The sequence below is a fragment of the Streptomyces sp. NPDC050535 genome, assembly GCF_044457665.1.
In the GTDB taxonomy this organism is placed as follows: Bacteria; Actinomycetota; Actinomycetes; order Streptomycetales; family Streptomycetaceae; genus Streptomyces.
Map to the genome: position 1 here is coordinate 52,213 of NZ_JBITHE010000005.1, position 18,523 is coordinate 70,735.

General features: G+C 71.4%; 17 protein-coding genes. 10 read left to right on the forward strand and 7 right to left on the reverse strand.

Features of this window, described 5'->3' with window-relative positions; translation table 11 throughout:
- Positions 1-11: 11 nt before the first annotated feature.
- Positions 12-734, reverse strand: a complete 723-nt coding sequence (locus ACIBLC_RS13325) for a response regulator transcription factor (RefSeq protein ID WP_399211004.1) — start codon at positions 732-734, stop codon at positions 12-14.
- A 166-nt stretch (positions 735-900) separates the two neighbouring features.
- Here ACIBLC_RS13325 and ACIBLC_RS13330 point away from each other — a divergent pair, with 166 nt between their 5' ends.
- Genes ACIBLC_RS13330 through ACIBLC_RS13340 form a run of 3 tightly spaced genes read left to right on the forward strand, consistent with a single transcriptional unit; the run spans position 901 to position 4,275 of the window.
- Positions 901-1,926 carry an amidohydrolase family protein gene (locus ACIBLC_RS13330; protein WP_399211005.1) on the forward strand — a complete coding sequence of 342 codons (1,026 nt, stop codon included), beginning with the start codon at positions 901-903 and terminating at the stop codon, positions 1,924-1,926.
- A 5-nt stretch (positions 1,927-1,931) separates the two neighbouring features.
- Complete coding sequence (locus ACIBLC_RS13335) at positions 1,932-2,858, forward strand: amidohydrolase family protein (protein ID WP_399211006.1); 927 nt, start codon at positions 1,932-1,934, stop codon at positions 2,856-2,858.
- 58 nt (positions 2,859-2,916) lie between these two features.
- Positions 2,917-4,275 (forward strand): MFS transporter, encoded by a 1,359-nt coding sequence (locus ACIBLC_RS13340; RefSeq protein ID WP_399211007.1) that lies wholly within the window; start codon positions 2,917-2,919, stop codon positions 4,273-4,275.
- A 32-nt stretch (positions 4,276-4,307) separates the two neighbouring features.
- Here ACIBLC_RS13340 and ACIBLC_RS13345 read toward each other — a convergent pair whose 3' ends face one another.
- The 4 genes from ACIBLC_RS13345 to ACIBLC_RS13360 are packed head-to-tail and all read right to left on the reverse strand — an operon-like array spanning position 4,308 to position 7,138.
- Complete coding sequence (locus ACIBLC_RS13345) at positions 4,308-5,561, reverse strand: APC family permease (RefSeq protein WP_399211008.1); 1,254 nt, start codon at positions 5,559-5,561, stop codon at positions 4,308-4,310.
- Positions 5,558-5,989: an arsenate reductase ArsC gene (locus ACIBLC_RS13350; RefSeq protein WP_399211009.1), complete on the reverse strand. Its 432-nt coding sequence runs from the start codon at positions 5,987-5,989 to the stop codon at positions 5,558-5,560. The genes ACIBLC_RS13345 and ACIBLC_RS13350 overlap by 4 nt, the downstream gene beginning before the upstream one ends.
- A gap of 28 nt (positions 5,990-6,017) precedes the next feature.
- Positions 6,018-6,761 carry an aquaporin gene (locus ACIBLC_RS13355; RefSeq protein WP_399211010.1) on the reverse strand — a complete coding sequence of 248 codons (744 nt, stop codon included), beginning with the start codon at positions 6,759-6,761 and terminating at the stop codon, positions 6,018-6,020.
- On the reverse strand, positions 6,758-7,138 hold the full coding sequence (locus ACIBLC_RS13360) for an ArsR/SmtB family transcription factor (RefSeq protein ID WP_399211011.1): 381 nt from the start codon (positions 7,136-7,138) through the stop codon (positions 6,758-6,760). Before ACIBLC_RS13360 ends, ACIBLC_RS13355 begins: the two co-directional genes overlap by 4 nt.
- A gap of 79 nt (positions 7,139-7,217) precedes the next feature.
- Here ACIBLC_RS13360 and ACIBLC_RS13365 point away from each other — a divergent pair, with 79 nt between their 5' ends.
- The 7 genes from ACIBLC_RS13365 to ACIBLC_RS13395 all read left to right on the forward strand — a co-directional run bounded on the left by ACIBLC_RS13365 (position 7,218) and on the right by ACIBLC_RS13395 (position 14,965).
- The gene (locus ACIBLC_RS13365; RefSeq protein WP_399211013.1) at positions 7,218-7,712 is read left to right on the forward strand and encodes an ArsI/CadI family heavy metal resistance metalloenzyme; all 495 of its coding nucleotides are present in this window, start codon (positions 7,218-7,220) and stop codon (positions 7,710-7,712) included.
- Positions 7,713-7,758: 46 nt separating this feature from the next.
- Complete coding sequence (locus tag ACIBLC_RS13370; protein WP_399211014.1) at positions 7,759-9,177, forward strand: RNA polymerase subunit sigma-70; 1,419 nt, start codon at positions 7,759-7,761, stop codon at positions 9,175-9,177.
- A gap of 86 nt (positions 9,178-9,263) precedes the next feature.
- Positions 9,264-10,031: an SDR family NAD(P)-dependent oxidoreductase gene (locus tag ACIBLC_RS13375; RefSeq protein ID WP_399211015.1), complete on the forward strand. Its 768-nt coding sequence runs from the start codon at positions 9,264-9,266 to the stop codon at positions 10,029-10,031.
- Positions 10,032-10,291: 260 nt separating this feature from the next.
- Positions 10,292-10,954 carry a hypothetical protein gene (locus ACIBLC_RS13380; protein ID WP_399211016.1) on the forward strand — a complete coding sequence of 221 codons (663 nt, stop codon included), beginning with the start codon at positions 10,292-10,294 and terminating at the stop codon, positions 10,952-10,954.
- Positions 10,955-10,998: 44 nt separating this feature from the next.
- Positions 10,999-12,609, forward strand: a complete 1,611-nt coding sequence (locus ACIBLC_RS13385) for a hypothetical protein (RefSeq protein WP_399211017.1) — start codon at positions 10,999-11,001, stop codon at positions 12,607-12,609.
- Entirely contained in the window at positions 12,606-13,313 is a 708-nt protein-coding gene (locus ACIBLC_RS13390; RefSeq protein ID WP_399211018.1) for a TIR domain-containing protein, read from the forward strand. The genes ACIBLC_RS13385 and ACIBLC_RS13390 overlap by 4 nt, the downstream gene beginning before the upstream one ends.
- A gap of 251 nt (positions 13,314-13,564) precedes the next feature.
- A complete protein-coding gene (locus ACIBLC_RS13395; RefSeq protein WP_399211019.1) occupies positions 13,565-14,965 on the forward strand; it encodes a macro domain-containing protein in 1,401 nt (466 codons plus the stop codon).
- Between the two features lie 292 nt (positions 14,966-15,257).
- On the opposite strand, the gene ACIBLC_RS13400 is transcribed toward ACIBLC_RS13395, so the two are convergent.
- Together ACIBLC_RS13400 and ACIBLC_RS13405 are read right to left on the reverse strand one after the other, a co-directional pair.
- Complete coding sequence (locus tag ACIBLC_RS13400) at positions 15,258-15,917, reverse strand: response regulator (protein ID WP_399211020.1); 660 nt, start codon at positions 15,915-15,917, stop codon at positions 15,258-15,260.
- Positions 15,914-18,484 (reverse strand): sensor histidine kinase, encoded by a 2,571-nt coding sequence (locus tag ACIBLC_RS13405; protein ID WP_399211021.1) that lies wholly within the window; start codon positions 18,482-18,484, stop codon positions 15,914-15,916. The genes ACIBLC_RS13400 and ACIBLC_RS13405 overlap by 4 nt, the downstream gene beginning before the upstream one ends.
- Positions 18,485-18,523 lie beyond the last annotated feature (39 nt).

Consider the following 18,523-nt stretch of genomic DNA (forward strand, 5'->3'; position numbering starts at 1 on the left):
GCGTCGGCTCCTCAGTCCCGGAGGTCCCGGGCGTCCCGCGCAACCCGGGCGTCCCGTACATCCCGTTCGTCCCCGGGCTCTCCGAAGCGGTAGCCGAAGCCCCGGATCGTGGTGAGCAGTTCGGGTCGGCGCAGCTTGGCGCGCACCTGGGTGAGGTGGACGTCCAGGGAGCGGGACACGGCGTGGTGGGCGTCGCCCCACACCTCGTCCAGGAGCTGCTCGCGGCTGACCGCCGTGCCCGCCCGCCTGGCCAGCGCGGCGAGGACGTCGAACTCCTTGGTGGTCAGCTCGACCTCCGCCCCGCCGGCCCGTACCCGGCGCGCGCCGAGGTCCACCTCGACGTCCCCGGCACGGACCGTACGTACGGCGGGAGCGCTCCGCACGGCGTTGCGCCGGGTGACGGCGTCGATGCGGGCGAGCAGTTCGGCGAGACGTACGGGCTTGACCAGATAGTCGTCGGCGCCGAGGCGCAGACCGCGCACGACCGAGCGCTCGTCGCCGCGTGCGGTGAGCACCACCACCGACATGCCGCTCACCGCACGCAGGGCGCGCAGCACGTCCAGACCGTCGGTGTCGGGCAGGCCCAGGTCGAGAATCAGCAGGTCGGAGCTGCGGTGGTAGGTCAGCACGTCCCTGCCGTACCGAACCCTCCTGGTGACGTGTCCATGGTCGTACAGGACCTCCACCAGCGCCGCGGCGACACCGTCGTCGTCCTCGGCCAGCAGTATCTGCACCCTGCCCACCTCCCTTCAGACTCGCTCCGCATCCGAATGTAGACCACACGGACCGGGTGACCGCCGGAGTGTTAAGGGGAGGTTAGTTCTGCGTCCGGGCCGCTCCATCGCCGGTGCGGGCGGAGCCAGGCTGCGTGGCACCCAGCAGTCTGCGAAGGACGCCTCAATGATCATCGATTGTCACGGCCACTACACGACCGCCCCGCCGGCCCTGGAGGCATGGCGCACCCGGCAGACCGCCTCCCTTGCCGACCCGGCCGCCGCCCCCGCCCGCGCGGAGCTGCGCATCAGTGACGACGAGCTGCGCGAGACCATCGAGCCGAACCAGCTGCGGCTGATGGACGAGCGCGGCATCGACGTCACGGTCTTCTCGCCCCGCGCGTCGTTCATGGCCCACCACATCGGGGACTTCGACACCTCGGCCACCTGGGCCGCCATCTGCAACGAACTCTGCCATCGCGTGAGCCACTTGTACCCGGAGCGCTTCGTGCCCGCCGCGATGCTTCCGCAGTCGCCCGGCGTCGACCCCGCCACCTGCGTCCCCGAACTCACCCGCTGCGTGGAGGAGTTCGGCGCCGTCGCGGTGAACCTCAACCCGGACCCCTCGGGCGGCCACTGGACCGCCCCGCCGCTCACCGACCGCTCGTGGTACCCCCTCTACGAGAAGCTGGCCGAGTACGACATCCCGGCGATGATCCACGTCAGCACCAGCGTCAACCCCGCCTTCCACACCACCGGCGCGCACTATCTCAACGCCGACACCACGGCGTTCATGCAGCTCGTCCAGGGTGACCTGTTCGCCGACTTTCCGACCCTGCGCTTCGTGATCCCGCACGGCGGCGGCGCCGTCCCCTACCACTGGGGCCGTTTCCGGGGCCTCGCGATGGCGCTCGGGAAGCCTCCGCTGGAGGAACACGTCCTGGGCAACGTCTACTTCGACACCTGCGTCTACCACCAGCCGGGCTCGGACCTCCTCTACGACGTCATCCCGGCCCGCAACATCCTCTTCGCCTCGGAGATGATCGGCGCCGTCCGTGACATCGACCCGTGCACCGGCCACCACTTCGACGACACCCGTCGCTACGCGGAGGCCGCCAAGCTGCCCGCGGACGACCTGGCGGCGGTCCAGGAGCACAACGCCCGCGCGGTGTACCCCCGCCTGGACGCCCTGCTGAAGCGCCAGGGCCGGTGAGCCGCGTGAGCGGACACCCGAACGCCCCCAGGACACCGGGCTGGCTCGACTGGTACCGGAACCCGTCCAGACCGGCCTTCCGGCTGCCGCCGGGGACCGTCGACGCCCACTGCCATGTCTTCGGACCACAGGCCGAGTTCCCCTTCGCGCCGGAGCGGAAGTACACGCCCTGCGACGGCGGCAAGGAGGAGTTGTTCGGTCTCCGCGACCACCTGGGCGTCGCCCGCAACGTCATCGTGCAGGCCACCTGCCACGGCGCGGACAACTCCGCCATGGTCGACGCCGTACGGTCGGCCGGCGGCAGGGCACGCGGCATCGCGACCGTCCGTCCGGACATCGACGAGAGCGAACTGCTCGAACTCGACGCGGCGGGCGTGCGCGGCGTGCGTTTCAACTTCGTACGGCGGCTGGTCGACACCTCGCCCGAGGACGACCTGCGCACGATCGCCAAGAAGGTCGCCCCGCTGGGCTGGCACGTCGTCCTCTACTTCGAGAGCGTCGACCTGCCCGAACTGGAGGGATTCTTACGGTCGTTGCCCGTTCCGCTGGTGGTGGACCACCTGGGACGGCCGGACGTGACCCAGCCGGTGGACGGGCCGCAGTTCGCCCGGTTCCTGCGCTTCGTCGAGGACAACGACGTCTGGGTGAAGGTGAGTTGTCCCGAGCGGCTCAGCGTGACCGGACCGCCGGCACTGGACGGCGAACGCCGCTCCTACACCGACGTCGTCCCCTTCGGCCGCCGCGTCGTCGAGGAGTTCCCCGACCGGGTGCTGTGGGGCACCGACTGGCCGCACCCCAACCTCACCGGCCACATGCCGGACGACGGACTCCTCGTCGACCACCTGCCGCGGGTGGCGGTCACCGACGAGCAGCGGCACAAGCTCCTCGTCGCCAACCCGATGGGCCTGTACTGGCCCGGCGAACCCTTCTGACGTCCCCAACTTTCCCCTGTTTCCCCCGAGTTCTCCCCGACTTCGACAAGGGCCGCTCATGCAACACGCCAACGCGCTGAACCGGCTGGACCGGCTTCCGGTCTCCCGGTTCCACAAAGTCACCCTGCTCGCCGTCGCCTTCGCCTACTTCTTCGAGTTCGCGGACATCAACAGCTTCGCCACCACCGCGCCGAAACTGATCAAGCTGTGGGGCGTGACGGTCGACCAGATCGCCTACGTCACCTCGCTCTCGTTCGTCGGCATGTTCGTCGGGGCGATCGTCGCCGGGTCCATCGCCGACCGGTGGGGCCGCAAACGGGCGCTGCTGTGGACGACGCTGTTCTTCGGCGTCTCCTCGTTCGCCGCGGTGTTCTCCTGGGACCTCGTGTCGCTCGGCGTGTTCCGCGTCCTGACCTCGGCGGGCCTTTCGGCGATGACCGTCGTGGGGGTCGTCTACGTCAACGAGATGTACCCGTCCGCGATCCGCGGCAAGTACCAGGCGTACGCCATCACGATCGGCATCTGCGGTACGCCCGTCACCAACCTCATCGCCAGCGCGGTCGTACCGCTCAACGACTGGTCGTGGCGGCTGGTCTACCTCTGGGGCTCCCTCGGCATCCTGCTCGTGCTGTTCACCCGGCACCTCAAGGAATCGCCCCGCTGGCTGGAGAGCAGGGGAGAGCACGCGGCGGCGGACGCGGTCCTGCGGGAGATCGAGACCGGCGTCGCGGCGGAGAAGGGCCCCCTTCCCGAGCCCGCGCCCCCTGTCGAGGAAGCGCCCTCGACGAAGGCGCCGCTGCGACTGCTCCTGCGGAAGAAGTACCTGCTCCCGACGCTGCTGCTCACCGTCCTGTGGACGACCCAGACCATCGGCTTCTTCGGCTACTCGAGCTGGGCACCCACCCTGCTGGCCAAGGAGGGCTTCAGCGTCGAGAAGTCCGTCTTCTACGTCGCCCTGAGCACGGTCGGCGCACCGCTCGGCTGCTATCTGGCGTCCCTGGTCACCGACCGGTTCGAGCGCAAGTGGTGCCTGGTCGCCTTCGGCACGGTGATCGCGGGGTGCGGTCTGCTGTACGGGCTCACCTTCAACCCGGTCCTCATCATCGTGTTCGGCTTCCTGGTGAACCTCTTCGAACGCGGCTACACCGCCCTCGCGTACGCCTACTCCCCCGAGCTCTTCGACACGCGGAGCCGCTCCCTGGGAACGAGCGTCTCCTACGGCCTGGGCCGGCTGTCGAACGCCGCCGGTCCACTGATCGTCGCGGCCCTCTACAACGGCCACGGCTACCGGAGCGTCTTCTACTTCATCGCCGGTTCCTGGCTGCTCGGCGCGGTCGTCCTCGCCGTCTTCGGCACCCGGACCCGCTCGGCGCGCCTCGCCGAGGCGGGGCGGCAGCGGATGAGCGCCCCTGTCTGAGGTCGCCGGCCGGCGCGGTGTGATCGAACGCCCTACGGACGCCCGCGCGCCGCGAGCGTGTGGCGCACCGCGTATGCCACGGCCCCGGCCATGAGGACAGCGGCACCCCAGGCCACCGACGTGGCGGGGAGGGTGAAGGCCAGCAGCAGGCAGCCGGTCAGCCCGACCACGGGGACGGCGCGCGGGGGCCGGTTCTCCTCCTCGGTCAGCGTCCATGCGGAGGCGTTGGCCACGGCGTAGTAGGCGAGCACTCCGAAGGAGGAGAAGCCGATCGCGCCCCGTACGTCCGTGGTGGCGGCGAGGACCGCCACCACGGCCCCCACCAGGAGTTCGGCGCGGTGGGGCACCTTGAACCGTGGATGCACGGCGGAGAGGGCATGAGGCAGATGGCCGTCCCGGGACATCGCCAGCGTGGTCCGCGAGACGCCGAGGATCAGCGCGAGCAGCGACCCGAGGGCGGCCACCGCCGCTCCCACCCGGACCACCGGAGCCAGCCCCGGCGCCCCCGCCTGCCGGACCGCCGCGTCCAGCGGGGCGCTCTCGGCGGCGAGCCCGTCCGGCCCGAGGACCAGCAGCAGGGAGACGGCGACCGCCACGTACACGACCAGCGTGATTCCCAGGGCGAGGGGAACCGCCCGCGGGATCGTCCGGGCCGGATCCCGCACCTCCTCACCCAGGGTGGCGATACGGGCGTACCCGGCGAAGGCGAAGAACAGCAGGCCGGCCGCCTGCAGGACACCGCTCAGGGACACGTCCGGGCCGATGTCCAGCCGCCCGGACCGGGCGTCGCCGGAGGTCAGACAGGCCACCACCACGGCGGCCAGCACGGCCAGTGCCACGGCGACCGCCGACCGCGTCAGCCACGCCGCCTTCTCCACGCCCACGTAGTTCACCGCGGTGAGTGCCACCACCGCCGCCACCGCGAGGGCGTGCGCCTGGTCCGGCCACACGTACGAGCCCACCGTGAGCGCCATCGCCGCACAGGACGCGGTCTTCCCCACCACGAAGCCCCAACCGGCGAGGTACCCCCAGAACGCGCCCAGTCGTTCCCGGCCGTACACGTACGTCCCGCCCGACCGCGGATAACGTGCGGCCAGCCGAGCCGAGGAGGTGGCGTTGCAGTACGCCACCACGGCGGCGACGGCGAGTGCCAACAGCAGCCCTGAACCCGCCGCACGGGCGGCCGGTGCGAGCGCGACGAAGATTCCCGCGCCGACCATCGAGCCCAGCCCGATGACGACGGCGTCGAAAACGCCGAGCCGCCGCTCCAGCACAGCCCCGCTCACGCTCCGCCCGTCGGTCCGATCTCGTCGATCTCGTCGAGCAGTCCGCGGATGCGCCGCTCGATCTCGTCGCGGACGGGGCGGACGGCGTCGACGTCCTGTCCGGCCGGGTCGGGGAGCTCCCAGTCGAGGTAGCGCTTGCCCGGGAAGACCGGGCAGGTGTCGCCGCAGCCCATCGTGATGACCACGTCCGACGACTGGACCGCTTCGACGGTGAGCACCTTGGGCACCTCGGCGGAGATGTCGATGCCCGCCTCGGACATCGCCGCGACGACGGCCGGGTTGACCGTGCCGGCGGGCGCGGACCCGGCGGAGCGCACCTGCACGCGGTCGCCCGCGAGGTGGGTGAGGAACGCCGCGGCCATCTGGGAGCGGCCGGCGTTGTGGACGCAGACGAACAGTACGGACGGACGTTCGGCGGAGATCGCCATGGCGGGAGTCTTTCTGGGCGGAGGCCGGTCAGGGAGATGCCGGGGCGGAGAGTTCGGGTTCGCCGCGGGCCGGGACGGTGTGGACGCGGGCGGTCGCCGGCCTCGCGAACACCGCGGCGACCAGCCCCACTCCCACTGCGGCGCCGACCAGTTGGGCCGCGACGAAGGGGCCGACCGAGGCGGGAGCGATGCCGGCGAACGTGTCGGTGAAGGCGCGGCCAATGGTGACGGCCGGGTTGGCGAACGACGTGGAGGACGTGAACCAGTACGCCGCTCCGATGTACGACGCCACCGCCATCGGGGCGAAGTGCGAGCGACCGGTCCGGCCGAGTCCGAGGACCAGCAGGACGAGACCGCTCGTGGCGACCAGCTCGCCCAGCCACAGGTGACCGGAGGAGCGGTCCCGCGTGGACCAGTGCACCAGGGGCTCGGCGAACATGGCGTCGGCCAGGATCGCGCCGCCGATCGCCCCGGCGGTCTGGGCGGGCAGGTACGCGGCCACGTCCCGGCCGCTCGTCCCGCCCTCGGAACGGCGGTCGGCGAACCAGGCCGCGAGGGTGACGACGGGGTTGAAGTGGGCGCCGGAGACCGGCCCGAGGAGCGCGATCAGCACGCCCAGGCCGAGGGCGGTGGCCAGCGAGTTGGCCAGCAGTCGTACTCCCGCGTCCTGGGTCAGTCCGGTGGCCTGGATCCCCGAGCCGACGACCATCGCGACCAGCGCGGCCGAGCCGAGGGCTTCGGCGAGGGCCCGCCGTGCCAGCGAGGCGCTCACACCGTGGCCTCTGCCGCCTGCGTGGTCGTCAGGAACGCGGAGAGCCGGTCCAGGGTGCCGGGAAGCACCCGGTAGTAGACCCAGGTGCCCCGGCGTTCGCAGTCGATCAGGCCCGCCTGCCGGAGCAGCTTGAGGTGGTGCGAGATCGTCGGCTGGGACAGGTCGAAGGCGGGGGTCAGATCGCATACGCAGACCTCGCCACCCGCCCGCGAGGCGATCATCGACAGCAGCCGCAGGCGGACCGGGTCACCGAGGGCCTTGAAGAGCTTCGCCAGCTCGACGGCCCGGTTCTCGTCCAGGGGCGCGGTCGTCAGGCCTGGACAGCAGGCGGCGGACCGGTCCTCCTGTCCGAGCACCACAAGTTCTTGCTTCGACATGCTTCTATGTTGACGTTTTTCGATCCAGCGCGCAAGGTTGCATCGACAGGTATCAATGCAAGCAGATGGGAGACCCGTCATGTCCCGTGTCACGTCCCGTGCTCAGCTGGCCCTGCGCGTCAGCGACCTGGAAGCGTCGATCACCTTCTACTCGAAGCTCTTCGGCACCGAACCGGCCAAGCGGCGTGAGGGCTACGCCAACTTCGCCATCGCCGAGCCCCCGCTCAAGCTCGTCCTGATCGAGGGCGAGCCCGGACAGGACACCCGCCTCGACCACCTCGGTGTCGAGGTCGGATCCACCGACCAGGTCACCGCCGCCACCAGCCGCCTCAGGGACGCCGGCCTGGCCACCTTCGAGGAGAACGACACCTCCTGCTGCTATGCCCTCCAGGACAAGGTGTGGGTCCACGGCCCCGGCCAGGAGCCCTGGGAGGTCTACGTCGTCAAGGCCGACGCCGGGACGCTCGGCAAGAGCGCGGACCCCGGCGCCCCCGGCGACGGCTGTTGCACCGGCCACAGCGGCGAGGCCGGCGAGGCCGTCCCGGCGGCAGCGGGATGCGCCTGCGGTCAGTAGGCCGAACGCGCACCGCCCCTTCCGCCCCAGGCCCTACCGTGTGGGCATGACAGCGAGCTGCCAGGTCTGCGGGGGCCCGATCGAGAGTGACGGCGGGCCGGGACGGGTCGCGTCGTACTGCTCGCAGGCGTGTCGTCAGCGTGCCTACCGGGAGCGGCGGCGACCGGCCGATGTACCCGCCCGGGAGCTGGTTTCCGAAATCGGGGACCGGCTGGGGCGGGTGCGGCTCAACCCCGGTCTCGCGTTCCACGCCGATGTCGAGGCTCTGTCGACACGGTTCGCGCAGCTACGGCGTCTTGCGCGGCAGGCTCATCAGGGGGCGGATCGGCACGATGGCGCCGCGGGGGGCGGCGCGGGCGACACGGGATTCGTCACACCCGCCGGCGTGACGAATCCCGACGTGCCCGGTCCCGGCGTCACGGAATCCGGCGTGACGAATCCCGACGTGACGGATCCCGGCGTGCCGAATCCCGGCAGGTCGTATTCGGCCGACGACACCCTCACCGCCCTCATCGAGCTGCACCGCCGCGAGTTGCGCGCGCACTGCTATCGGATGCTCGGGTCGTACGACGAGGCGGAGGACCTCACTCAGGAGGCGTTTCTGCGGGCCTGGCGGGCCAGGGAGACGCTGGAGGGCGTCGACAACGCGCGGGCCTGGCTCTACCGGATCGCCACCAACGTGTGCCTGGACTTCCTGCGCAGGCACAACCGGCGCCCGGCTCCCTACGAACCGGTGCCCGGCATGGACTCGGGTGGTGGGCCACCGCCACCGCGGATGCCGTGGCTGCAGCCGTTCCCGGACGACCAGTTGCCGCAGGCCCCCGCGCACCGGCACGAGCCCGCCGAACAGGCCGTGGCGAGCGAGACCCTCGAACTGGTCTTCCTGACCGCCATCCAGCAGCTCCCGCCGCGCCAGCGGGCGGCGGTGATCCTCCGGGATGTCGCGGGATGGTCGGCCCAGGAGACCGCCGAACTGCTGGGATCCAGCCTGACCTCGGCGAACAGTGCCGTCCAGCGCGGCAGATCGGCCCTGCGGCAGGCGCTGCCGGGCCGGCGTGAGGACTGGTCGGCCGGTGCGCCCAGCGCCGAGGACCTGGCGCTGCTTCAGCGCTACATGGACGCGGCCGCCCGGACCGACATCGACGCCATGATCGAGCTGGTGCGGGAGGACGCGGTGCTCACCATGCCTCCGAACCCGTTCTGGTTCACCTCCCGCGACGCGCTGTTCGCGTTCGTACGGCCGAATCTGGAGCCGGAGTCGCCCATGTTCGCCGGGCACTGGCGGCACCTGCCCGTGCGGGCCAACGGCCAGTTGGCGGTCGCCGGGTACCTGCGACGGCCCGGGACCAGCGTCTTCAGGGCCCAGCTCATCGACGTACTGCGGATCGAGGAGGGCCGGATCGCCGAGATCACCACCTTCGAGCCCCACCTGTTCGGCGCGTTCGGGCTGCCGATGACGCTCTGACCGCCGCCGAGCGATGAGTTTTCCCGGCGAGCGCGTCATAGGGGTGTCGGGCGCACACGGCGCCCCGGTCCCAAGGAGCCGAAGTCATGCTGAAGAACAAGGTCGCGGTCATCTACGGCGGCGCGGGTTCCCTCGGCGCGGGTGTCGCGAAGGCGTACACGGAGGCGGGGGCACGGGTCTTCCTCGTCGGCCGTACGGCGGCGACGCTGGAGAAGGCAGCCGCCGGGACCGGTGCCGAGTACGACGTGCTCGACGCCCGTGACGAGGAGGCCGTCGAGGCCCACGCGGCGTCGGTGGTCGAGCGGGCGGGCCGTTTCGACATCTCGCTCAACCTCGTGCCGCGGGGCGACTTCCAGGGCGTACCACTGACCGAGATGTCGGTCGAGGACTACACCCGGCCGGTCGTGCGGGGAATCGCCTGCCAGTTCATCACCGCGCGGGCGGCGGCCCGCCGGATGACCGCACAGGGCTCGGGCGTGATCCTTTCCCTGAACAGCGCGTCCGGCAACGGCAGTCCCATGATGGGCGGCACCGCGGCGGCCGACGGTGCGATCGACGCGCTGATCCGTCAGTTCGCCCAGGAGGTCGGCCCGGCGGGTGTGCGGGTCTGCGGGATCTGGACCGCCGGTGTCACCGACAGCCTCACCCCCGAGAAGCTCGCCGTCGCGGGCGCCGCGGGCCTGGACGAGGCCGCCGTGCAGGGCATCCGCACCCACCTGGACAGCCTCCGTATGACGAGGCGTTCGCCCCGGATCGCGGACATCGCCGCACTGGCGACGTTCCTCGCCTCCGACGCCGGCGTCACCGTCACGGGCACCTGGGTCAACGCGACCGCCGGGATGTTTCCGAGCTGAACCCGCCCGCTCCGCGTCATGGCGTCCGACGGCGGGCTCGGGTCTCCAGGCCTGAGCCGCCGTCCTGTTCGCCGCCGGAAGTGGATCGGAAGCAGATCGGTTCTGGTGGCGGAAGCGGCCGGGCTGGTGACCTCAGGAGTGTCAACCAGCCTTTCCGTACGCTCCCTTCCGTCGGCAGACGGGTCACAGCGGGTGCCGTCGGCCGAACCGGCAGTCGGGTGAGCGAATCGGTGCACTGCCGTGAACCGTTGGAGTACGCCATGAACAACCTCGGACCGCCGCCGCCCACCACGACACCCCACCCGCTGGCCACCCCGGTCGCACCGGGGCCGCCGCTGTCCTATCGCGGTGGCGGGCTGGTGCCGCCCGCCGGTCCCGCCCGCACGTGGGGGCTCACCGTCACCGGCGTACCCCTTCTGCTCGTCCTGATCGCGGGCCTGGTCGGCGGCTTCGACTCGAACGAGACGGGAAGCGCCGCCTCGCCCTGGGCGGAACCGGCCACGGAGTACAGCGAACCCGCCCTGCCGGAGGACATCTACAGCACCCCCGACCCGGCCCTCACGACGGACTCCGGGGACGGCGGGGGCCTCTTCACCGAGCCGACGGACGTGGCCACCGACACCGCCTCCGCGACGACGGGACCGGAGGCGGTCGTCACCGCCTACTTCACGGCGATCAACAACCGTGACTACGGAACCGCCTGGGAACTGGGCGGCAAGAACCTGGAGACCGACTACAACTCGTTCGTCTCGGGCTACTCCACCACCCAGCACGACACCATCAGCATCGTCTCCGTCCAGGGCAGCGTCGTACAACTGGTCCTCGACGCCCTGGAGACGGACGGCACGTCGCGCTCGTACGACGTCACCTACACCGTCATCGACGGCGTGATCACCGACGGCAAGGCAATCCCGACCACCTGACCCATGTGGCCGGTACGCCGGCACGAGCGGAGCGCTGAACCACCGTGACCACCCGGACACTGCACCACCCGCGTCCCCCCGGCCCGCCACCGGCGCCGCCGGTCCAACGCCGGTACGCGCGCACCAAGGCCACCCGCCTGCTGTCAGCGGGCACTTACCTCGATCCGGGCTATCGCCGGACCGTCATCCGGGAGTTGCTGAAGAAGCGCTTCCGGGTGGTCGCGCCCTCGTACGGCTACGACGCCGTGTCGGTCCTCGCCCACGCGCTCACGGCACGCCGGCTGCGCCGCATCCAGTGGAGCGCGGCCGTCGGCTCGCTCCTCGTGCTCGTCGTGCTGATGGAACAGGGCGTGCTCAGCCAACTGGTGGCCGCGCAGCTCATGTTCTGGGTGCTGTGGGGCGCGGCCTACCTGCGCCGGATCGTCACCCTGAACATCCTGATGACCCGGCTGAAGGAGACCGCCCCCGACGGCGGCTTCGACGGCTCCTACCCGGCCGACGGCAAGCTCACCGACGCCCTGATCCACAAGATCGACCTCGAGCAGGCCGCGGACAGCGGCCTGGTCTTCTACGGCGGGTTCCGGCCCTTCGTCGGCGCAGGTGAGCCCCTGCGCGACTGGTCGAACGCCCAACTGCTGCTCGGCGCCCGCAAGAACCGCTTCACCGCGCGCAGGGATTCCGAGGGGTCCAGCCTCGACCTGGACGTCATGGAGCGGAAGTCCGTCCTGCCGTTCACCGTCCACGACATCACCACGTACGTCGCCGCGAGGATGGCCGCGGAGCTGCGCGACGAGGCCCGCCGGGACGAACGTATCGAGGGGCTGACCGTCGAGCAGCGCCGCTTCACCACGGCGGTCCGCACCAACGACCGTACGCTCGGCGCGGGCTGGTCCCAGCTGCCGGGCGCCGACGACCTTCCGGACGTGCACTGGCGGGAGGACTACGACTCGGCCCGCGAGTACCTGTGCGTGCGCGTCGGATCGTGGAACGAGGAGCTGGTGACCTCGATCTTCGTCGGGTTCGACCTCAAGGGCGACACCCTGCACACCGAGTTCTACACCTATGTCCTCGGGCCGCTGGTACGGGAGTTCCACCTCGTCGACCAACTGCCCGACGCCTTCGACGCCCGCCTCGCGGTGCGGGTGGCGTGGGACATGGTCATGTCCGTGGTGCGCTGGTGCCTGGCGCTGTCACTGTGGCCGTTGTGGCTGGTCCCCGCGCGTTTCCTGCCCTCGCCGCTGCGCAAGCTGATGCACCCGCGGCGGGGCGAGCGGACCTTCACCGGGTACCGCACGGAGAGCCCGGTCGACAGCAGCGAGTTCCGGCTGGGCCGCTACGCGAACGAGGCGGTCGACTGCGGGGCGCTGACGAGCGTCCGCGAACTGGCCACCAGCGACACCTACCACCACTTCTTCCAGAAGTCCGACGCCGTGAAGTACACGCAGATCGTCGAGCGCCGTCTGCTCCTGAGCATCCGTTCGTTCCTGAGCGAACACAACGTGGACCTCGCCGACCACGACCGCGCGCAGACCAACATCCTCATGGGAGACGACAAGAGCCAGAACATCTACGGCGGCCAGAACGAGCACATCGGCTACAACTACCATGCGCCCGGCGGCAGTTCGCCCGACGGCGGCGGGGGGCAGTCATCATGAGCGAGAGCCACACGTTCGGCGAGAAGAGCCAGAACATCATCGGCGGGGAGAACCGGCACATCGGCTACAACTACTACGCCGCGCCCGCCCCCGAACCGGCGGCACCCGCAGCCGGGCGGTCCGGCACGGCGGACCGGCCGTCCGGGCAGGTGCCCTCCGAGTACGGCCGCAGCCGCAGCGTCTTCGTCGTGCACGGCCGGGACGAAGAGGTGCGCCAGGCGATGTTCGGTCTGCTGCGCCGGCTCGACCTGCGGCCGCTGGAGTGGGAGGAACTGGTGCGGGCCACCGGGAAGACCGCGCCCTTCCTCGGTGAAGTGGTCATGAACGCACCGGCGCAGGCACAGGCGGCCCTGGTGCTGCTCACCCCGGACGACATCGCCAAGCTCCACCCGCACCTGCTCGGCAACAGCGAACGGGACGACGAGACCCAACTGACCGGCCAGCCCCGGCAGAACGTGCTGATCGAGCTGGGCATGGTGCTGATGGCCTATCCCGAGCGGACCGTCATCGTCGAAGTGGGCCGGCTGCGGCACGTCGCCGACACCGCGGGGATCAACGTCATCCGGTTCGACGGCACGGAGGCCTCCCTCGCGAAGATCGCCGCGCGGCTGAGGCTGGCCGGCTGCCAACTCGACGACACCCGGCCGGAATGGCGCGAGACCTGGCACTTCCAGAACCTGTCCGCCTACCGGCGTCTCGCCTGATCCGCCCGCGGGTGGGGACGGGCCGTCAGGGTGCCCGTCCCCACCCGCACCTTTTCCCCGACCGGCGGACGGGAACACCACGGATCCCGTAACGGAAGCACCGAAGCACCGCCCATACCTCAACGGGGGCCGTCGCGGTTCCCACTCATGGGAATCACCCCGAACACACAGCTACCCCAAGACATCATGATAATCTTCCGGTCACTTCTAGTGACGTACGGTGACGCAGTGATGCGGCGGGGGTGGCTCGAGTGGCCGACGCACGAGCGCGCGTCCAGGTCAAGGTATTAGGACCGGTCCAGCTCGAGATCGACGGAGCTCCGGTCCGGCTGACACCGCTGACCACCCGGCTGCTGGTGCGTCTGGTGGCCGCCGAGGGCGAGGCCGTGCCGGTACGGCAACTGCGCCGCGACGTATGGGGTTTGGCGGACGAGCCGCGTCATCTGGCCCAGCGCAACCGCAACGAGGTACAGAAACGCGTCCTGGAACTGCGGCGGGCCCTCGACCCCGGCCAGGACGGCACCGCCGCACGCGTCCTGCGCACCGAGCAACAGGTCACCGTGCACGGCCCGGAGACCGCCTACCGCCTGGTGCTGCGGTCCGACGAACTGGACAGCGCACGGTTCACCGCGGTCGTCGGCCACGCCCTGCTCGCCCCGCCCGCCACCGCCGCCCACCGGCTCGCCGAGGCGCTGTCCCTGATCCACGGCCGGCCACTCGCCGAGGTCAACGGCGAGGGTTTCGCGGACCCTTTCATCCGCCGCCTCACCGCCCTGCAGGACACCGCCCGCCGTGAACTGGTCCGCGTCCAGACCGATCTCGGCCGCCCCGACCTCGCGCTGCCGGTCGCCGAACTGATCGTCCGCGACCACCCCGACGACCTCGAGGCCGCACGCGTCCTCGACTCCCTGCGTGCCGCCCTCCGCGCACGCCACGGCGCGGAACTGCTTCGCCACAAGGTGCCGTTGCCCGGCCAGCGGGCCGATGTCGTCCTGATCCGCGGCGACCTGTTCGAGCAGGCGGACTGCAATCTGGTGGTCGGCTTCACCGACACCTTCGACACGGAGAACGACCAGGACATCGTCATAAGCCGCGACAGCGTGCAGAGCCAGCTCGTCGACCGCCTATTCGCCGGCCGGCGCCGCCTGCTGGACGAGAAGCTGCGGACCGGGCTGCGCACCGTGCGGTCGGTCGGCACCGAGAGCGCGCGGGCCAAGCCCCGTGGTCGGCGGGTCCGTTATCCGGTGGGCACGACCGTCGTCCTGCCCGTCGACGGCCGCCGGGTGTTCGCGACCGCCTACTCGCGGCTCGGCAACGACCTGGTGGCCAGATCCGGTTACGCGGACCTCCAGTTGAGCCTGGACAACCTCTGGGCCTCGGTGTCCGTGCACGGCCTGTTCAAACCGGTCGCCATTCCGCTCATCGGCTCCGGGCTCGCCCGCATCACCGACCTCGACCGTGGCCAGCTCGTGGCCCTGATCGTCGACTCGTTCATCGACGCCTGCCGCCGGTATCCCGCGCTCACGCCCGAACTGCGCATAGTGGTACGCCCGGAGGACCTCGCCAGCACCGATCTGACGCCGGTCGAAAGGCGCTTCCAGGAGCTGGTGCCGGACCTGGATTCCGGTGCGGGCCCTGACCGGGTGGAGTGACCGAGGGCGGCGCATCCCCGCCGGGCCGTCGGCAGGGCCGAGTCCAAGGTGAGGCCGGGCAGTTCTCGGTGTCCGCCCCCCGGTCCGGTGGGTGCCTCCGCATCTTCCGGCTCCCCCATGCGGCCTCGTCCCACCGGTCGCGCGGTCCGCACCGCCCGGCCTCACCGGACCTCAGTGGACCCCTTCCGGCGCTTCCTCCGATAGCCGCCATCCGCTTCCGATCCGGTTCCGATGACAAGCGGGACCCGGGCCTCCGCCCTGCGAGAACGCGGGGACCGGGCGGCGCGCGGAGTCAGCCGGCCGGCATGCCACCAGGGCGGATCAGCCCGACCTCATAGGCCAGGATGGTCGCCTGCACCCGGTCCCGCAGCCCCAGCTTGGTGAGCAGGGCGTTGACATGGGTCTTGACGGTTCCGGTGGTCACGCCGAGGGTGGCCGCGATCTCCGCGTTGGCCAGGCCCGACGCGATGTGCAGCAGCACTTCCCTTTCGCGCGGGGTGAGTTGGCCGAGGGCGCCGGTGACGGCGGGCGGCGGGGGCGCGCCCTGGGCGAAGGTGTCGATGAGGCGGCGGGTGACGGCCGGAGCGAGGATCCCCTCGCCGGAGGCGACGACGCGGACGGCGGCCAGGAGGTCCTCGGGCTGGGCGTCCTTGAGCAGGAAGCCGGAGGCGCCGGCCCGCAACGCCTCGTACACGTAGGCGTCGTGGTCGAAGGTGGTGAGCACCAGCACGCGGGGCCCCGTCGCCGCGGCGGTGATGAGACGGGTCGCGGTCAGCCCGTCCATGCCGGGCATCCGGATGTCCATCAGGACCAGGTCGGGGGCCTCTTGGGCGGCGAGCTCCACGGCACTCGCACCGTCACCGGCCTCGCCGACCACGGTCAGGTCGGGTTCGGCGTCGACGATGGCGGCGAACCCGGCGCGGACCACCGCCTGGTCGTCGACGACGATCACACGTGTGGCGACGGGGACACCTCCGGGGCCGGGGCCGGACCCGGAACGGCGGGCAACGGCAGCAACGCCCTTACCGTACCGACCGGTTCGAGGGTGACCAAGCATTCTCCCGCGGCGGCCCGCACGCGCAGGCGTTCCGCGACCGGTCCCGTCACGGCCAGGCGTACGCCGGTGATCGTGAGGTGCAGCGCTCCCCGGCGCCGCCGCAGTCTCACCCGGGCGGGCCCCCGGTCTCCCGCACCGAGTGCCGCCTCCACGATCCGGTAGGCCGTCAGGATCACCGGCCCGGGCAACCCCGCGGCGGCCTCGGGGATTCCGCGCACGGTCACCTTCCGGCCGGTAGGACCCACTCTCCGGCACAGCGCGTCGAGATCGGCCGCGGTCGGCTGCGAGGCGGGCCTCCTCGCGGAGGCCCGGGCATCTCGTACGTCGCGGGCGTCGCGGGTGTCGCGGGCATTACGGGTGTCACGTACGTCGCGAGCATCATGGGCGTCACGTACGTCACGGGTGTCACGTACGTCATGGGCGTCACGGGCGCCGTATCCGCCCCGCCCGTCACCCTCGCCCCCTCCGTCGCGACCATCACGTCCGCCATCTCCATCACGTCCGTCGCGTCCGTCTCGTCCATCACGTTCGTCGTTCATGTCGTGGAGCAGTTCCCGCATGGCCGCGAGCGCCGCGCGGGCCTCCGCGGCCACGTCGTCCAGCCGTCCCTGGCGGGCGAGTTCGACGAGTGCCGAGGTGCGGTGCAGCACCGCGTCACGCAGCCGGGTGGCCAGCCGGTACCGCTCGGCACCCGCCGCGGTCTCCGCCTGCCACACGGAGTGGCTGAGGGCGAAGTCGTCGCGGGCCACCGCGCCCAGCCGCCGGCTCCGGACGATCAGCCCCACACCCCAGGCCGACGCGAACACCAGAAGCAGCAGCATTCCCAGCGGCACGATGACGAGCACCAGGATGAGCTCCGAGGCGGCCTCGCCGACGACCGCGCCGTCGGCGGCAGCCGTCGCGGTCAGCGCACCGGCGCTCGCCCCCGCGGCCACGAACGCCGAGGGCCAGGTGTACGCGGGGCCGCGACCGTAGGCTCCCAGGGCGTAGACGGCCAGCGTCTCGACCAGCAGACCGCCCACCATGAACTGCGACCACTGTCCCGACAGTGTGGTCGACACGCAGGCCACCGGCCACAGCCACGACGTGGCCAGCACGGCGGCGAGCACCCCCCAGGGCGCACGTCGCCGCCACAGCAGCGGCAGCGCGTGCAGAGCCAGCAGCGCGGACACCAGCACGATGTCCCAGGGGCCGCCCCCGGCGTCGTACCGCTCCCACTCCTCCGCGGCCACCAGCAGGACGACCAGGGGGAGCACGGTCGCGGTGAAGGCGAGTGCGCCGTCCGTCATCCGCTGCTCGCGCGGGAAGTCGCGCCGCCGGGGACGTACGGCGGCCTGCCGGGGCCCCGTGGTGTCGGGCAGTACGGCACGAACACGCCAGCCCCCGTCGGGCCCCGGGCCGGCGGTCAGTTCACCGCCGACGGCCACCGCGCGCTCCCGCATCCCCGCGACGCCCCTGCCGGAACCCATTCCCCCGTACTCGGCCGGACCGCGCGCGGCGGCGTTGTCCACGGTCAGCTCCAGCGTCCCGTCCTCCCGGCGTACGACGACCCGTACAGCCGCTCCGGGTGCGTAGCGCAGGGCGTTCGTGAGGGCTTCGCGCACGATGCCGTGCACCGCCTCGGCCGCGGGTCCCGCGAGGTCGTCGGGTATCTCGGTGGCGATCGGGCGACCCAGCCGGCCGAATCCGGACACGAGGTCCTGGATGCGGCCGGTCATCGGCTGGGGGCCGGCGTGGCCCGCGTCCCGCATCACGGCGACCAGCCGATGGATCGCGGTCAGGGTCTCGCGCCCCGTCCGCTCCGCGAACTCCAGTGCCTCGGCCACGAGTTCGGGCTTGCGGTCGCCGAGTCTGCGGGCCACGTCCACCGTGACCACGACCGATGTCAGGTGGTGGGCGCTGACGTCGTGCAACTCGCGTGCGAGCCTGCCGCGTTCGGCTTCGCCGGCCTGCTTGCGGCTCTCCTCCGCCCCGGCCAGCAGGCGGTCCGCCGCCAGCCTTCCGGCCAGCCACTGCCGCCGCGCCTGGCCGAGACCCGCGCAGATGACGTACGTGCCCGCCTGGAGCGCCAGTTGGGACGCGAAGGCGATGTGGAAGCCGGTCTGCACGGCCGCCGGCAGCGAGGCGGAGGCGATCGCCGCGAGGAGGACGCGTGCCGTGACCGTGGCGGAACAGCGGACCGCGACGGAGTAGAGGGCGACCGCCAGACCGAGATCGGCGTACTGGTCGTACGCCGTCGCCTGGCCGAGGGCCGACGCCCCCAGGGTCCACAGCAGCGCCCGCACAGGCGTGTACCGCCGCCGGCTCAGCGCCACGGTCTCCACCGCGACGGCGACGAGAAGACCGGCGACGCCCACCGGGCCCGGTGTCCCGATGTCCGCCAGGGCGAGCCCCGGCCACAAAAAGAGCACCTGTACGGCGGCGAGGAGCCCCGGCAGCGCCCAGTCCCGTGTTCTCTCCATGTCGGGCACGAGCGTAGGGCCCGCCGGGCGGTCAGGACA

Coding starts and splice junctions, on each gene's coding strand:
- ACIBLC_RS13375 (WP_399211015.1), top strand. CDS start 9,264: ATGCTGAAGAACAAGGTCGCGGTCATCTACGGCGGCGCGGGTTCCCTC.
- ACIBLC_RS13330 (WP_399211005.1), top strand. CDS start 901: ATGATCATCGATTGTCACGGCCACTACACGACCGCCCCGCCGGCCCTG.
- ACIBLC_RS13380 (WP_399211016.1), top strand. CDS start 10,292: ATGAACAACCTCGGACCGCCGCCGCCCACCACGACACCCCACCCGCTG.
- ACIBLC_RS13390 (WP_399211018.1), top strand. CDS start 12,606: ATGAGCGAGAGCCACACGTTCGGCGAGAAGAGCCAGAACATCATCGGC.
- ACIBLC_RS13405 (WP_399211021.1), bottom strand. CDS start 18,484: ATGGAGAGAACACGGGACTGGGCGCTGCCGGGGCTCCTCGCCGCCGTA.
- ACIBLC_RS13365 (WP_399211013.1), top strand. CDS start 7,218: ATGTCCCGTGTCACGTCCCGTGCTCAGCTGGCCCTGCGCGTCAGCGAC.
- ACIBLC_RS13360 (WP_399211011.1), bottom strand. CDS start 7,138: ATGTCGAAGCAAGAACTTGTGGTGCTCGGACAGGAGGACCGGTCCGCC.
- ACIBLC_RS13370 (WP_399211014.1), top strand. CDS start 7,759: ATGACAGCGAGCTGCCAGGTCTGCGGGGGCCCGATCGAGAGTGACGGC.
- ACIBLC_RS13340 (WP_399211007.1), top strand. CDS start 2,917: ATGCAACACGCCAACGCGCTGAACCGGCTGGACCGGCTTCCGGTCTCC.
- ACIBLC_RS13350 (WP_399211009.1), bottom strand. CDS start 5,989: ATGGCGATCTCCGCCGAACGTCCGTCCGTACTGTTCGTCTGCGTCCAC.